General features: G+C 64.7%; 11 protein-coding genes and 1 pseudogene. 7 read left to right on the top strand and 5 right to left on the bottom strand.

Annotated features, from left to right (window positions below; translation table 11 throughout):
• Window positions 1-37: 37 nt before the first annotated feature.
• Together galE and BEK68_RS14135 are read right to left on the bottom strand one after the other, a co-directional pair.
• A complete protein-coding gene (gene galE, locus BEK68_RS14140) occupies window positions 38-1,063 on the bottom strand; it encodes a UDP-glucose 4-epimerase GalE (protein WP_004627399.1) in 1,026 nt (341 codons plus the stop codon).
• Window positions 1,064-1,230: 167 nt separating this feature from the next.
• On the bottom strand, window positions 1,231-2,211 hold the full coding sequence (locus tag BEK68_RS14135; RefSeq protein ID WP_004627401.1) for a tyrosine-type recombinase/integrase: 981 nt from the start codon (window positions 2,209-2,211) through the stop codon (window positions 1,231-1,233).
• 86 nt (window positions 2,212-2,297) lie between these two features.
• On the opposite strand from BEK68_RS14135, the gene BEK68_RS14130 reads away from it, so the two are divergent.
• The 4 genes from BEK68_RS14130 to otsA all read left to right on the top strand — a co-directional run bounded on the left by BEK68_RS14130 (window position 2,298) and on the right by otsA (window position 7,052).
• Complete coding sequence (locus BEK68_RS14130) at window positions 2,298-2,504, top strand: hypothetical protein (protein WP_012430284.1); 207 nt, start codon at window positions 2,298-2,300, stop codon at window positions 2,502-2,504.
• A gap of 107 nt (window positions 2,505-2,611) precedes the next feature.
• Window positions 2,612-4,663: an NADPH-dependent 2,4-dienoyl-CoA reductase gene (locus tag BEK68_RS14125; RefSeq protein ID WP_004627405.1), complete on the top strand. Its 2,052-nt coding sequence runs from the start codon at window positions 2,612-2,614 to the stop codon at window positions 4,661-4,663.
• Between the two features lie 161 nt (window positions 4,664-4,824).
• Window positions 4,825-5,625 carry a trehalose-phosphatase gene (otsB, locus tag BEK68_RS14120; protein WP_012430283.1) on the top strand — a complete coding sequence of 267 codons (801 nt, stop codon included), beginning with the start codon at window positions 4,825-4,827 and terminating at the stop codon, window positions 5,623-5,625.
• The gene (gene otsA / locus BEK68_RS14115; RefSeq protein ID WP_012430282.1) at window positions 5,622-7,052 is read left to right on the top strand and encodes an alpha,alpha-trehalose-phosphate synthase (UDP-forming); all 1,431 of its coding nucleotides are present in this window, start codon (window positions 5,622-5,624) and stop codon (window positions 7,050-7,052) included. Before otsB ends, otsA begins: the two co-directional genes overlap by 4 nt.
• On the opposite strand, the gene BEK68_RS14110 is transcribed toward otsA, so the two are convergent.
• From BEK68_RS14110 to BEK68_RS14100, 3 genes are all read right to left on the bottom strand, one after another.
• On the bottom strand, window positions 7,053-7,829 hold the full coding sequence (locus BEK68_RS14110; RefSeq protein WP_012430281.1) for a Mut7-C RNAse domain-containing protein: 777 nt from the start codon (window positions 7,827-7,829) through the stop codon (window positions 7,053-7,055).
• A 148-nt stretch (window positions 7,830-7,977) separates the two neighbouring features.
• Complete coding sequence (locus tag BEK68_RS14105) at window positions 7,978-8,235, bottom strand: hypothetical protein (RefSeq protein WP_012430280.1); 258 nt, start codon at window positions 8,233-8,235, stop codon at window positions 7,978-7,980.
• A gap of 97 nt (window positions 8,236-8,332) precedes the next feature.
• Window positions 8,333-9,277 (bottom strand): LysR family transcriptional regulator, encoded by a 945-nt coding sequence (locus BEK68_RS14100; protein ID WP_004627418.1) that lies wholly within the window; start codon window positions 9,275-9,277, stop codon window positions 8,333-8,335.
• Between the two features lie 340 nt (window positions 9,278-9,617).
• Here BEK68_RS14100 and BEK68_RS14095 point away from each other — a divergent pair, with 340 nt between their 5' ends.
• The 3 genes and pseudogenes from BEK68_RS14095 to BEK68_RS14085 all read left to right on the top strand — a co-directional run bounded on the left by BEK68_RS14095 (window position 9,618) and on the right by BEK68_RS14085 (window position 15,315).
• A complete protein-coding gene (locus tag BEK68_RS14095) occupies window positions 9,618-10,709 on the top strand; it encodes an alpha/beta hydrolase (RefSeq protein ID WP_012430279.1) in 1,092 nt (363 codons plus the stop codon).
• A gap of 115 nt (window positions 10,710-10,824) precedes the next feature.
• Window positions 10,825-12,135 carry an efflux RND transporter periplasmic adaptor subunit gene (locus BEK68_RS14090; RefSeq protein ID WP_012430278.1) on the top strand — a complete coding sequence of 437 codons (1,311 nt, stop codon included), beginning with the start codon at window positions 10,825-10,827 and terminating at the stop codon, window positions 12,133-12,135.
• A 29-nt stretch (window positions 12,136-12,164) separates the two neighbouring features.
• Window positions 12,165-15,315, top strand: a pseudogene (locus tag BEK68_RS14085) (efflux RND transporter permease subunit).
• Window positions 15,316-15,328: the final 13 nt, after the last annotated feature.

Raw genomic sequence — 15,328 nt, 5'->3', positions numbered from 1 at the left:
ACGGGGCGTCTCCTTTGGGTTCGAGTAGTTCAATGAATCAGCCACGGGTTTGAAAGCCGTCCGGATTCATGCTTTGCCAACGCCACGAGTCTTCACACATGCGCTCGATGCCGTATTGCGCGCGCCACCCCAGCAGCGAGGCCGCCAGTGCCGGATCGGCATAGCACGCTGCAATATCGCCGGGGCGGCGATCCACGATCTGGTACGGAACCGGCTTGCCGCTGGCGCGCTTGTAGGCCTCCACCACTTCCAGAACCGAATACCCGCGGCCCGTGCCGAGGTTGACCGTAAAGCCGCGGCCATCGCGACGCAGCGTGTCGAGCGCCGCAAGGTGCCCGCGCGCAAGGTCCACCACGTGGATGTAGTCGCGCACGCCGGTGCCGTCAGGCGTTGGCCAGTCACCGCCGTAAATGGAAAGCTTCTCGCGCTTGCCCACCGCCACCTGCGCTACATACGGCATCAGATTGTTGGGGATGCCGCGCGGGTCTTCGCCGATCAGGCCGCTGTGGTGCGCGCCCACCGGATTGAAATAGCGCAGGTAGGCGATTTGCCACGCCGCATTGGAAATCTCCAGATCGCGCAGCACCTGTTCGCCCATCACCTTGGTCTGGCCATACGGGTTGGTGGCCGACAGCGGAAACGATTCGGTGATCGGCACGGTGTGCGGATTGCCATACACCGTTGCCGACGAGCTGAAAACGAGCTGGCGCACATTCGCATGCGCCATGGCCGCGCATAGCGTGACCAGCCCGCCCATGTTGTTGTCGTAGTAGGCCAGCGGCTTCTGCACCGATTCGCCCACCGACTTGAGCGCCGCAAAGTGGATGACAGCTGAGATGCGCGAACTGGCAAACAGGTCATCTAGCAGGCGGCGGTCACGCACGTCGCCCTGCACGAACTTAGGCGTCTTGGCGGTGATCTGCTCGATGCGGGAGAGCACGGTCGAGCTGCTGTTGCAGAGGTTGTCGAGTCCGATCACCTGGTAGCCCGCATCCAGCAATTCAACCCAGGTGTGCGAGGCGATGTAGCCGGTAGCGCCGGTCAGCAGAATCGTTTCTGTCATGGGGTGCGAGGTATCGAGGAAGGAGAGAGCCAGCGTGCCGGTTTGAGCCCGGCATCATCGTTCTACGCTGCGCCGACCTGCTCCGCAGCGCGCAAAACAGCGCGATCATAGCAAAGCCAGCCAACGGCTAGCGGCCAGTTTGAAGCCTCGGTTGTCCAAAAAATGCACTACGGCTGGCCATCTGGATGGGCGGCCGCCTGCCACTCAGCATAGGCTGCGCGCAGACGCCATGCCGAAGTCGCATCGCGCAGGCCCAGTGCGTACCCCACCTCGGCAGGGTTTGCGCCTGCGTCGAACAGCGCGGCGGTGTAGCCATTGCGCAGCGTCTGCGGCGACAGCCGCTCGCTGCGGTGCAACAACGCCGGCAGCGCAGCCAGCCAGGCCTCCACGCGCCGGTACACCGACGCTGCGTGCATGACACGCCCGCCGGCATCGGCAACGAACACGCGCTCGCCCGGCACCTCTGCGTGTGCGCGCACCGCCAGCCAGGCCGCCATCGCGGGGCGTGCAGCTTCAAGCATGGGCGCCTTGTACGACGGGCCGCGCGGGCGCTCGACGACGATCGCCTCAAGCGCCGCATCCACCTGGCGGAGCAGCAACGATTGCACCTGCGCGACCTTCAACCCCGCGCCATGGCAAACCGCAACGAGTGCGCGGTCGCGCGCCAGCTTGAACGCGCTGGCATTGGCGGCGGCCTCGCTGGCCTGCGCGTCCACCTCGAGGGAAGCCTCGATCGCCGCGCGCTCGGCAAAGGAGAGAAACGTGGTCGGATCGTTTTCGCCTTCCGCCAACTTCTGCTGCACCGCCGAGCTTGCAGGGTTGTGCGTGCCCGTGCGTTGTTGCTCGATCTGATGGAAGACGCGTTCGATCAGGCGCGCGTAGCGGTAGCGATGCAGCTTGGTCAGACCCGATTCATCAAGAAAGGCGGCGATGTCGCCCGCGCTCCAGTTGGCCAAGGCGCGTTGATGCGACTCGGCCCAGCGCAGCCATTTGCGCCACATCGCGCGATACACCGTCGCCGACGATTCGCGATAGCCTCGCGCGGCCAGCCAATGTTCGAAGGCTTGCGCGGGCCGCTCGGCCCAGTCTTGCAGGCTGGGCTCAAACAGGTCCGGAACGGGCGTGGCGGGCGGCGTGAATGAGGTCAAAGCGGTAGCGGAAATGCTGAAAAACGGGCGTGGGCGGACCGAGGGTGTGGCAATTCGCGTATCCTGCCGAGCGTAACACGCAGCTCATGTATCCCATTGCGGACCCCATCGTGAAGAAAACCGACCTCGAAAAACTCAAGGGCCTGAAAATCGCCAACAACCTCAAGCGCAACAGCCAGCGCACCGGCAAGCCCGGCCAGGGCACCGGCAAGGCGATTCCCCAGAACAAGCTGCTGAAAGCGCTGCTCGGCAAGCCAGCTGAAGACGACGCGAAAAAGTCGGAAAAATCCTGACGCGCAGTCCACACATCTAGAACCCCGCCCTGTTGTTCCAACGGGCGCTTGGGTGCTACCGTCCGGCGCGTTTCCACATCATCGCAGCGCCTCTCCCTGCGCCGGACATGCCAGCCTCCACGCCCTCCTCGCCGTACCCCCACCTACTGAGCCCGCTCGACCTTGGCTTCACCACGCTCAAGAACCGCGTGCTGATGGGGTCGATGCATACCGGGCTGGAAGATGGCAACCACTTCGACCGGCTCGCCGCCTACTTTGCCGAGCGCGCACGCGGCGATGTCGGGCTGATGGTCACGGGCGGATTCGCGCCCAATATTGCCGGTTGGACCAAGCCCTTTGCCGGGCGCCTGGCCACGCATGGTGCGGCCCGCCGCCACCGCGCGGTCACCAACGCCGTGCATGAAGAAGGCGGCAAGATCGCCCTGCAGATCCTGCACACCGGCCGCTATGGCTATCACCCGTTTGCGGTCGCGCCCACGGCGCTGCGCTCACCCATCAGCCCGTTCACGCCGCGCGAGTTGTCGGTGCGCGGTATCGAGCGGCAGATTCGCGCCTTCGTGCATTGCGCCCAGTTGGCCCGCGAAGCCGGCTACGACGGCGTCGAGATCATGGGTTCCGAGGGCTACTTCATCAACCAGTTCCTCGTCACCCACACCAACAAGCGCACGGACGACTGGGGCGGCAGCTATGCCAACCGCATGCGCCTGCCCGTGGAAATCGTCCAGCGCACGCGCGAGGCGGTCGGCAAGGATTTCATCATCATCTATCGCCTGTCGATGATCGACCTGATTCCCGACGGCAGCTCGTGGGAAGAAGTCGTGCAGCTTGGCAAGGCCGTGGAGCGCGCGGGTGCCACCATCATCAACACGGGCATCGGCTGGCACGAGGCGCGCATCCCGACCATTGCGACGAGCGTGCCGCGTGCGGCGTTTGCGTGGGTCACGAAGAAGATGAAGGGCGAGGTCGGCATTCCGCTGGTGACGTCCAACCGCATCAACACGCCCGAGGTGGCGGAGGCCGTGCTGGCCGACGGGTGCGCCGACATGGTTTCGATGGCCCGGCCGCTGCTGGCCGATGCCGACTTCGTACGCAAGGCCGCCACGAACCGCGCGCAGGACATCAACACCTGCATCGCCTGCAACCAGGCCTGCCTGGACCACGCGTTCAAGGCCAAGATTGCGAGCTGCCTCGTCAACCCGCGCGCGTGCCATGAGACGGAACTCGTCATTCGACCGACGCCCGCCAAGCGTCGCTTTGCAGTGGTGGGCGCCGGGCCTGCGGGGCTATCCGCGGCGATCACACTGGCCGAGCGTGGGCACGCCGTGGACCTGTTCGACGCGGCACCGGAACTCGGCGGCCAGTTGAACATGGCCAAGACGATCCCGGGTAAAGAAGAGTTTCATGAGATGCTGCGTTACTTCACCCGTCGCGTCGCCACGACGGGCGTGACGCTGCGCCTCGGTACACGCGTGGATGCGCAGCAGCTTCTTGCGGCCAAGTACGACGAGATCATCATCGCGACGGGCGTGTCGCCGCGCAATCCGAAGATCCCGGGGCAGGATCATCCGAGCGTGCTGTCGTACATCGATGTGCTGCGCCATCGCAAACCGGTGGGCAAGCGCGTGGCGATTGTCGGAGCGGGTGGCATCGGCTTTGACGTGGCGGAATTCCTCGCGCTGGACGGCCACTCGCCCACGCTCGATCTGCAAACGTGGCGCGCCGAATGGGGCGTGGGAGATCCGACCGAAGTGCGTGGCGGTGTGGATGGCATCCGCCCTGAACCCCAAACACCCGCGCGCGACATCGTCCTGCTGCAGCGGCGTGCCGGCAAACTCGGCGGCGGTCTCGGCAAGACCACGGGCTGGATTCATCGGACCAGCCTGAAGAACCTGGGCGTGCGCATGGTGGGCGGCGTGAACTACGAGCGCATCGGCGACGAAGGCCTGCTCGTGAGCTACGGCGAAAAACGCGAGGCCGCCGAATGGCTGCCGGTCGATTCCGTCGTGCTGTGCGCCGGGCAAGAGCCATTGCGCGAACTCGTTGCGCCGCTGCAGGCGGGCGGAGCAAAGGTGCACGTCATCGGTGGTGCAGACGAGGCGCTCGAACTGGACGCCAAACGCGCGATCGACCAGGGAACGCGTCTGGCTGCATCGCTGTGACGTCTTGGGCACGCGGGATGTGAAGGTTTTGCATCACGTGCCCATTTTTACAATCTCGCCACCCTCTCCCGCCCGTTGCGAATGCCGAAATGACAACGGCTGGCGTGGCCGGCCCGGTTCTTGCGTGAACAGGCGCATCACGCACATTCACAAGAACCGGTTTGTCCAAGAACGTCTCTCCCCAGTCTTCTGCCAACGCGGCGCCCCTGCCCTCGCTCGACCTGGGCCGAACGGCCTTCCTGCTCGACTTTGACGGCACCCTCGTCGATATCGCGCCGCAACCCGAAGCGGTGCATGTTTCTGCGCCGCTGCGCGAAACGCTGGCCGCGCTGCATGCCGCCAGCGGGGGCGCGTTGGCGATCATTAGCGGGCGCACGGTGCATGACGTGGAGTCGCGCCTGTCTCTGCCCGGCCTCGTCATCGCCGGTGTGCACGGCGCCGAACGCCGCTATGCAGACGGCGGCTTCGTCCGCCTGAACGCTGACGCAGATGCACTCGCGCAACTGGAGCGCGAGTTGCGCGCAGAACTCACGCAGTTGTCGACGCAGTTTTCGGGCGTGGTGCTGGAAAGCAAGGGAATTGCGTTTGCCCTGCACTACCGCCACGCGCCTGAAGCCGAGAACGCCGTACTGACGGTAGCGGACCGCCTCGCGCGCCGCTATGCCGACCACGTGCGCCTGCAGGCCGGCAAGATGGTCGCCGAACTCAAGCCGCGCGGCGCCAGCAAGGGCGACGTAGTGCACACGCTGATGACCGAACCGCCCTTCATGGGCCGCACGGCGCTGTTTGCCGGCGACGACCTGACCGATGAAAGCGCCTTCGATGCCGTCAATGCGCTGGAGGGCTGGTCGATCAAGGTGGGGACGGGCCCAAGCCAGGCGCGTTGGCGCGTGCAAGACGCGGCGGCATTGCGGGCCTGGCTGGCAACGCTCACGGCCCCGTCCAAGCGAGGTGCCGCATGAGCCGACTCATTGTGGTTTCCAACCGCGTTGCGCCCGTTGCCGAAGGCCAGGGAACGGCCGGCGGCCTGGCCGTGGGTGTGTTCGATGCGCTGCGCGAAACCGGCGGCATCTGGTTTGGCTGGAGCGGCGAAAGCGCAGCCACTGTTTCACACGAGCCGACCATCGTCACCAAGGGCAATATCACCTATGCCACCGTCGGCCTGAACCGCAAGGACTACGACCAGTACTACCGCGGTTTTGCCAACGCGACGCTGTGGCCAATCTTCCATTACCGCGTGGATCTGTCGCGCTACGAGCGCCAGGAGTACCACGGTTACCGGCGCGTCAATGCGCAGTTTGCGCATCAGCTCAAGGCGCTGGTGCAACCCGACGACATCCTTTGGGTGCACGACTATCACCTGATCCCGTTTGCCGCAGAGTGCCGCGCGCTGGGGCTGACCAACCGCATCGGGTTCTTCCTGCATATTCCGTTTCCGTCGCCGGAAATCCTGACGACGATTCCGCCGCATGAAGACCTCATGCGCGCGCTGTGTGCGTACGACCTGGTCGGTTTCCAGACAGAGACCGACCGCGTGGCCTTCTACGACTACATCGAGCGCGAGGCGCGCGGCTACATCGAGCAGAAAGAGCAGAACGGCCCGGTACACGCCTATGGCCACACGCTGCGCGCGGAGGTCTACCCGATCGGCGTGCATCCGGACGAGATCGCGCAGCAAGCCAAGGCGTCGCTGGCACGGCGCAATCCGTTCATGCGGCATGCGGGCGCGCGCGGCGAGCGCATTGCGCCGCAGGGGCAAGGCCAAGGCCAGCCGCCCACGAAACTCATCATGAGCGTCGATCGGCTCGACTATTCCAAAGGCCTGCCCGAGCGCTTCCGCGCGTTCGAGCAATTGCTGGACGATTTTCCGGACCATCGCCGGCACGTGACCTTCATCCAGATTGCGCCCACGTCGCGCCAGGACGTGCAGAGCTATCAGCAGATCCGGCAGCGGCTGGAGGCTGAATCGGGCCGCATCAACGGCAAGCATTCGGAACTGGACTGGACGCCCATCCGCTACATCAACAAGCAGTACGAACGGCGCGTGCTGATGGCGCTTTTCCGCAGCTCGCAGATCGGTTATGTCACGCCTCTGCGTGACGGCATGAACCTCGTCGCCAAGGAATACGTGGCCGCACAAGACCCGGAAAACCCGGGCGTGCTCGTGCTGTCGCGCTTTGCCGGCGCGGCGCGCGAGTTGGATGCCGCACTGATCGTCAACCCGTATGACACGCGCGGCATGGCCGAGGCACTGAACCGCGCGTTGACGATGCCGCTCGAAGAACGCAAGGCGCGCTATGCCCACATGATGGATCGGCTGCGGTCGGCCAACCTCACCATCTGGCGCGAGCGGTTCGTGACAGACCTGCGCGGCGCGCCGTCGCGATAGTCAGGCGCCCGCGCTGCCGGTGCGCGGCATACGCTCGGCAGCTTCTGCTGTGTCTGTGGATGCGTCGGCCTCGGGCGAAAGCATGTCGGCCAACACGGCATTCATGCGCGCCCAGTGCGAACCGGGCCAATAGACGCGGCGGCAGACATCACAGGTGCTAAAGAGCCGCTGGCGCTCACGCACGCGGGGCGGCACGCTGGCGGAAGCCTCTTCCGGGCGCAGCATCCGCAACGGCACATTGCATTCGAGACAGCGAGAGAACGGCCTGGCCACATCGGCCAGCCGGAGGCGCATGACGATTTCGCGCATCTGCGCTTGCGGCTCACGCGCACGGATGAACGCGCCACGACGGATGCCCCGTCGCTTGAGGAGTTCACGATCACGCGAGAGCACGATCCAGTCTTCTCCGTTCGCGAGAGCTTCGATGGCCGCGTCGGCGTAGTTGTTGTCGTAGGCGGTATCGAAGCCGGCCATGCGCAGCAAGCGCGCCGTTGCGCCCAGGTGGGCGTCGCACAGAAAGTGCAGCGGCGCGGTGGGCAACAGGGGCTCCACCGCTGAAACGGCAATGTAGCCCCGGGCGGGCAACATGGCCTCCAGCGCCATGGGCCGGCCGTCCACCAGGACTTGCCCTACTTCCGTATGCGGCACGCCAAGTGCCTCGATAGCGTGCTTGAGCGTGGCGCCGTCTGCCCACGCGCGTGCAACGGGATGCCCGCGCAACGCCTGCGGAAGAAGCGGCGTCAGATTGGAATCGAACGTGAGGACGACGGTTTGCATGCCTGCCACGATACTCCCAACCCAACATGGGTGCCTTGGCACGGTCGCGCCGCAAGGGTTTTGCCGGGCGCCTGAATAATAAAAATGCGGCGTGACCGCTCAAGCCACGCCGCAAACAGGGAGGAAAAAAATTCAGTCGATGCGCGGTTTATGCGCGCGATGCAGCGCCGCCGTTCGGATAGCTCGCATCTCCGTTCCACGACAGGTAGCCATACGTGTCGGCCTGGCGGTCAGTGCCTTGCGTGTACGGATCAAAGCGACCAGCCTGCGTTGCGGCCGGAGCGTCAAAGTTGGGCTGGATGGACGCCGTTGCGGGCTGCGACAGCAGCGTGGCGGAAGCCGACACGGTGGCCACCATGGCCAGGACAGCGCGGCGGGAGAAGGCGGAGAAGAGGCGGGAGTTCATGATCTGATCCTTGTTCGTTTGCGCTCGTTGTTGCGCTCGGAGGGCAGAATAGATCGTTGCTCCCGTCTAATAAATGCGACTTTGCAGAAATAACTGTTCAGGCGGCGCTAACAATGTGCAGTCGCGGATTTTCCTTGAGCTGCAGGCACGGGTGGTCGGCAAACAGCGTCGCAACCCAGTCCACAAACACCCGCACCTTGGGCGACAGATGCCGGTTGTGCGGATACACCACCGATACGGGCACCGCTTCGGAAATATGATCCGGCAGCACTTCCACCAGCGCGCCCGACATCAGGTGCTCATACACCAGGAAGCGTGAAGTCTGTAGCAGCCCCAGGCCATGCAGGCCACACGCCACCGCCGATTCGGCATCGTTGACGGACACCATGCTGCGCACCTTGTGAATCTGCTTCTGCCCGTCGATTACGAAATCCCAATCCATGCGGCGGCCGTTGCGCGCAGAGAAGTAATTCACCGCCGTGTGGTCCTGCAGGTCTTCCAACGTCTTGGGCGTACCGCAGCGGGCCAGATATTCGGGCGACGCGCAATTGACCATCGACAGCTGGCCGATGCGGCGCGCGACAAGGCTGGAGTCCTGCAACTCGCCACCGCGCACGGCGCAATCCACGCCCTCCTGCACGAGGTCGACGGTGCGATCGCTCATGCCGATCTCCAACTGAAGATCGGGGTACGCCTCGTGAAAATCGCGAATGCGCGGCACAAGCAACCGTTTGCCAATCGACGCAGGCACGTCGATGCGCAAGGTGCCGCGTGCGCCCGACGAGCTTTGCGAGAACGCAGCCTCGGTCTCTTCAAGATCGCCGAGCAAGCGTACGCAGCGCTCGTAATACGCAGCGCCATCGGCGGTGACATTCACACGGCGTGTGGTCCGGTGCAGCAGGCGCACGCCAAGGTGTGCCTCAAGGCTTTGCACCAGGTTCGTCACCGTGGCGCGGGGTAACTGAAGGCTGTCGGCAGCCTTGGTGAAACTGCTGGCTTCCACGACGCGCGTGAAAACCTGCATGGCCTGCAAGCGATCCATCTGCGGCTCCTTAGGGACGGACTCCACGGGGCGGGCGCACTGCCCGAATCAAAACGGCCAATGCGCCGGACTTGTGGAATCAAGGGGTCTGCTCATGTTCGAGAACACGCACGCGTTCTGAGCAAGAGGCGCGATCAGGAAAGCTGCGACTACGGGTTTTCGCAGTGCAACAAGATCGGCCTTGAGCATGGACACTTTGTAGCACAACCGTAAATTCTGATTGTTCGGCTGCAACTAATAGTGATGTCTGATTATAGGCATTTATCCGCGTTCGTCTAATCACCATCATTCAGCCCATCGATATCCGGGTTATCCGCAAAGGTAAGCCCTGCCTGACATCATGGGTTCTTCTCCACCGCGCCTCGTTGTTTCGGATCGCTCGCTGCCCAGCGATGCGGCATCGGCCGCTGTTCGCCCAGCACAACCGTACGCAACGCCCGCTCCCACAAATGTTGCACTGAATAACAAATTGCGCGGCGCAGCATCGACGCTGCCTAAGCAAGCTTCTGCGTGCAAGGAAACGGCCGGCGCGGCGCCGTTGCCGCGCGAGGTCACGGCCGAAGACTATTGGACGCAGGGCTACGCGGGCCGTATCCGCCTGCGTGTGTTCCGCCCAGAAATGCACGCCGACGATGCCGCCGCACCGCTGCGCCGCCCTGGCGTGCTGTACCTGCATGGTGGCGGTTTCGTGCGCGGCTCCATTGATGATGCCGATGCGCCGGGACGCTACCTGGCCGCCACATTGCCCGCCGTGGTGGTCACGGTCGGCTATTCGCTGGCGCCCGCCGCGCCCTTCCCCGCCGCACCGGAAGACGTGTACGCCGCACTGTGCTGCATGGCCGACCATGCCGACGCATGGGGTATCGACCGCCGCCGCATCGCAGTGGCCGGGCACGACGCCGGCGGCAACCTGTCGGCCGCGCTGACGATGATTGCGCGCGACCGTGGCGGCCCAAACCTCCGTGCGCAGGTCCTGATCGCGCCGATGCTCGATCCGACCATGGCTCGCGTGCGCCCCGACCACCTGGCCAACGCAGACAACTCGGCTGAAGTCTGTGCCGATTGCTATCGCCAGTACCTGCCCCGCCCGACCGAGCGCGTGCATCCCTACGCCGCGCCGGTGGAATCGCGCCGCCTGCAGGGCCTGCCCCCCGCCCTGCTGCTCACTGCGCCGCAAGACCTGCTGCGCACCGAAGCAGAACGCTATGCCGCGTGCCTTATTGAAGCTGGCGTGGTCACGCAGGTCGTGCGCGTGAACGAGGCCTGCCATGACTCGATCGCCATGAGCGCCGTGGCGCAAGACGAGATGACGTGCTTCCTGCGCTGGCACCTTGGCATGACGCGCCAGACGGCGGCACCACGCAAACGCCGTCCACGTGCGGATCGGAAGGACCGCACTTCCATTGACCCGACCGGGGAGACGCCTGGCTGAACCCAGACAACAAGAAACGGAGTGCAAGGCCGCCCGCGTATTTCTACGCTGCGGCCAAAGCGCTTTTACCCAGTCTTTTTCTCTTTGCTTACCCAACAAAATCGAGAGAGTCATCATGAGCCTGTCCAAACGCACACTCGCCATTTCGGTTGCCGCCGTGCTCGGCGTTGCAGCTGTGGGCACCTACGGTCTGGTCTCCAGCGCCGGCGCATCGCAACAGCCGGCAGCCGCCCCCGCCGCCACGCCGGTGGATGTGGCGCCGGTGCTGGCCAAGAACGTTTCCGAATGGGATGAATTTTCCGGCCGAATCGAAGCCGTTCAACGCGTAGAAGTCCGCCCACTGGTGAGCGGCACCGTCACCGCCGTCCACTTCAAGGACGGCAGCATCGTCAAGAAGGGCGACGCGCTGTTCACCATCGACCCGCGCCCCTACGCGGCGGAAGTGGCCCGCACGCAAGCCGCACTGACCGCCGCCAAATCGCGCGTGGCCTACACCACGTCGGAGCTGGACCGCGCGCAGAAGCTGGTGGCCGACAACGCCATCGCGCGGCGCGAGTTCGAAGAGAAGGAAAACGCCGCCCGCGAGGCCCAAGCCAACCTGCAAGGCGCCGCCGCCGCGCTGGAAGCCGCCAGGCTGAACCTGGAGTACACGCACATCGTGGCGCCGGTCGCGGGCCGCGTGTCGCGCGCAGAAATCACCGTCGGCAACGTCGTCTCGGCGGGGGGTGCTGCGCCGGTATTGACGACGCTGGTGTCGGTCTCGCCGATGTACGTGGCGTTCGATGCGGATGAACAAAGCTACCTGCGCTACTCCGCCAAGGCCGCCCAGGGCGCCAAGACGCCGGTCTACATCGGGCTGGCCAATGAAGACGGCTACACGCGCGAAGGCGCCATCCAGTCCGTCGACAACCGGCTCGATGTGCGCTCGGGCACGATCCGCGTGCGGGCCACGCTGGACAACGCCGACGGCCGCCTCACGCCGGGCCTCTACGCCCGCGTGCGCATGAGCACCGGCGCACCGCACGACGCCATCCTCATCACCGACAAGGCCATCGGTACGGACCAGGACAAGAAGTTCGTCCTGGTGGTGGATGCGGCCAACAAGACGAGCTATCGGCCGGTGGTGCTGGGCGCCTCCATTGACGGCCTGCGCGTGGTGAAGTCGGGCCTGAAGGCGGGTGAACGGATCGTCGTCAATGGCATCCAGCGCGTGCGCCCCGGCGACGCCGTGGCACCCAACACGGTGACCATGGATAGCCTGGTCACCAAGCGCGTGGTGCTGCCCGGTGCACAACCCGAAGCGCCCGCAGCACCGGCCGAAGCCAAAGCCGACACAACGACTGCACCTGCTGCCAAGGCCGAGGCCAAGGCCGCCAACGCCAAGACCGCCGCTACCGCGCAACGCCTGCCGGCCGACCGCGCTTGATTTGCGACTGAACCTCATCGCTCACAGCCATGAACTTCTCTAAATTTTTCGTGGACCGCCCGATCTTTGCGGGCGTGCTTTCCACGCTGATCCTGCTGATCGGGATCATCTCGATCTGGCGATTGCCGATCTCGGAGTATCCCGAGGTCGTGCCGCCTTCGGTGGTGGTGCGCGCGCAGTTCCCGGGCGCCAACCCGAAGGTGATTGCCGAGACCGTCGCCTCGCCGCTCGAAGAGCAGATCAACGGCGTCGAGAACATGCTCTACATGCAGTCGCAAGCCAACAGCGACGGCAACCTGACCACGACGGTCACCTTCAAGCTGGGCACCGACCCGGACAAGGCACAGCAGCTCGTGCAGAACCGCGTGTCGCAGGCGCTGCCGCGTCTGCCCGACGTGGTGCAGCGCCTGGGCGTGACCACCGTCAAGAGCAGCCCCGACCTGACGATGGTGGTGCACTTGCTGTCGCCCAACGACCGCTACGACATGACGTACCTGCGCAACTACGCCGTGCTGAACGTCAAGGACCGCCTTGCACGGATCAGCGGCGTGGGCCAGGTGCAGCTGTTCGGCTCGGGTGACTACTCGATGCGCGTGTGGCTCGACCCGAACAAGGTGGCCGAGCGCGGCCTGACGGCCAACGAAGTGGTCAAGGCCATCCGCGACCAGAACGTGCAGGTGGCAGCCGGTGTGATCGGCGGTTCGCCGTCGGTGCCGGGTACGGACCTGCAACTGTCCGTCAACGCACAGGGCCGCTTGAAGACCGAGCAGGAGTTCGGCGACATCATCCTCAAGAGTTCGCCCAACGGCGCCGTCACCTACCTGCGTGACGTGGCCCGCATCGAGCTGGCTGCGTCGGAATACGGCCTGCGTTCGCTGCTGGACAACAAGCAGGCGGTGGCCATTCCGATCTTCCAGGCGCCGGGTTCCAACGCGCTGCAGATTTCGGATGACGTGCGCAAGACGATGGCCGAGCTGAAGGAAGACTTTCCCGAAGGCGTCGACTACCGCATCGTCTATGACCCGACGCAGTTCGTCCGCTCGAGCATCGAAGCCGTCACGCACACGCTGCTGGAAGCGGTGGCGCTTGTGGTGCTCGTGGTGATCCTGTTCCTGCAGACGTGGCGTGCGTCGATCATTCCGCTGCTGGCGGTGCCGGTGTCGATCATCGGTACGTTTGGCCTGATGCTGATGTTCGGCTTCTCGATCAACGCGCTGTCATTGTTCGGGCTGGTGCTGGCGATCGGGATCGTGGTGGACGATGCCATCGTGGTGGTGGAAAACGTCGAGCGGAACATCGCCGAAGGGTTATCGCCACGCGAGGCCACGTACAAGGCCATGCGCGAAGTGAGCGGCCCGATCATCGCCATTGCCCTGACGCTGATTGCCGTGTTCGTGCCGCTGGCCTTCATGACGGGCCTGACCGGTCAGTTCTACAAGCAGTTCGCGCTGACGATCTCGATCTCGACCGTCATCTCGGCCTTCAACTCGCTCACGCTGTCGCCCGCGCTGGCCGCCCTGCTGCTCAAGAGCCACGACGCGCCGAAGGATTGGCTGGCGCGTGCAATGGACAAGGGCCTGGGCTGGATCTTCCGTCCGTTCAACCGCGTGTTTGGTGCGGCGTCGGAATCGTATGGCCGCAGCACGTCGCGCGTGATCGGCCGCAAGGCCGTGATGCTGGGCATCTACCTGGCGTTGATCGGAGCGACCGCGCTGCTGTTCAACAAGGTGCCGGGCGGCTTCGTGCCGATGCAGGACAAGCAGTACCTGGTGAGCTTCGCGCAGTTGCCGGACGGTGCCTCGCTGGACCGCACGGAAGACGTCATCCGCCGCATGTCGGACATCGCCCTCAAGCACCCCGGCGTGGAAAGCGCCGTGGCGTTCCCGGGCCTGTCGATCAACGGCTTCACCAACAGCCCGAGCGCGGGCATCGTGTTCGTCACACTCAAGCCGTTTGACGAGCGCAAGACCCCCAACCTGTCGGGCGGTGCCATCGCGGGGCAACTGAACCAGCAGTACGGTGCGATCAAGGACGCGTTCATCGCTGTGTTCCCGCCGCCGCCGGTGCAAGGCCTCGGCACGGTGGGTGGCTTCAAGCTGCAACTGGAAGACCGCGGCTCGGTCGGCTACGAACAGCTCTTTGCCGCCACGCAGGCCTTCATGGCGAAGGCACGCAAGACGCCTGAGCTGGGCCCGTCGTTCTCGAGTTACCAGATCAACGTGCCGCAGTTGAATGCAGACCTTGACCGCGTGAAGGCCAAGCAGCTTGGCGTGCCGGTGACGGATGTGTTCGACACCATGCAGGTGTATTTGGGCTCGCTGTACGTGAACGACTTCAACCGCTTCGGCCGCACGTATCAGGTGAAGGTGCAGGCAGACGCGCCGTTCCGCGCGCATGCAGAAGACATCCTGCAATTGAAGACGCGCAACACCGCGGGCGAGATGGTGCCGCTGTCTTCGCTGCTGCGCGTGTCGCAAGGCTTCGGGCCAGACATGGTCGTGCGCTACAACGGCTACACCGCTGCCGATATCAACGGTGGCCCGGCCCCGGGCTTCTCGTCGGGCCAGGCGCAGGCGGCCGTGGAACGCATCGCGCATGAAACGCTGCCCAAGGGCGTGCGCTTCGAGTGGACGGATCTGACGTATCAGCAGATCCTGGCCGGCAACTCGGCCGTGTGGATCTTCCCGATCTGCGTGCTGCTGGTGTTCCTGGTGCTCGCCGCGCAGTACGAAAGCCTGACGCTGCCGCTGGCCGTGATCCTGATCGTGCCGATGAGCCTGTTTGCCGCCATGCTGGGCGTGTGGGTCTCGCATGGAGACAACAACATCTTCACGCAGATCGGTCTGGTGGTGCTGGTGGGGCTGGCGTGCAAGAACGCCATCCTGATCGTGGAGTTTGCGCGCGAGCTGGAGCTGCAAGGACGCACCATCGTGGAAGCCGCCATCGAGGCTTGCCGCCTGCGTCTGCGCCCGATCCTGATGACGTCGATCGCTTTCATCATGGGCGTGGTCCGTGTTCGCGGGGATGTTGGGTGTGACGCTGTTCGGCCTGTTCCTCACGCCGGTGTTCTACGTGCTGCTGCGCACGCTGGCGGCACGCCGCGGCCAGCGCTCGGAAGACGCCCCCGATCGTGATCTGGACCTGGATGGCACGCTGCCTGTGCCGTCGACCCAGCACTAAGGTCAATACTCAT

This window comes from Ralstonia pickettii, from assembly GCF_001699815.1.
In the GTDB taxonomy this organism is placed as follows: Bacteria; Pseudomonadota; Gammaproteobacteria; order Burkholderiales; family Burkholderiaceae; genus Ralstonia; species Ralstonia thomasii.
The sequence above is the reverse complement of the archived record's forward strand: the minus strand, read 5'-3'. Positions and strand labels throughout refer to the sequence as shown.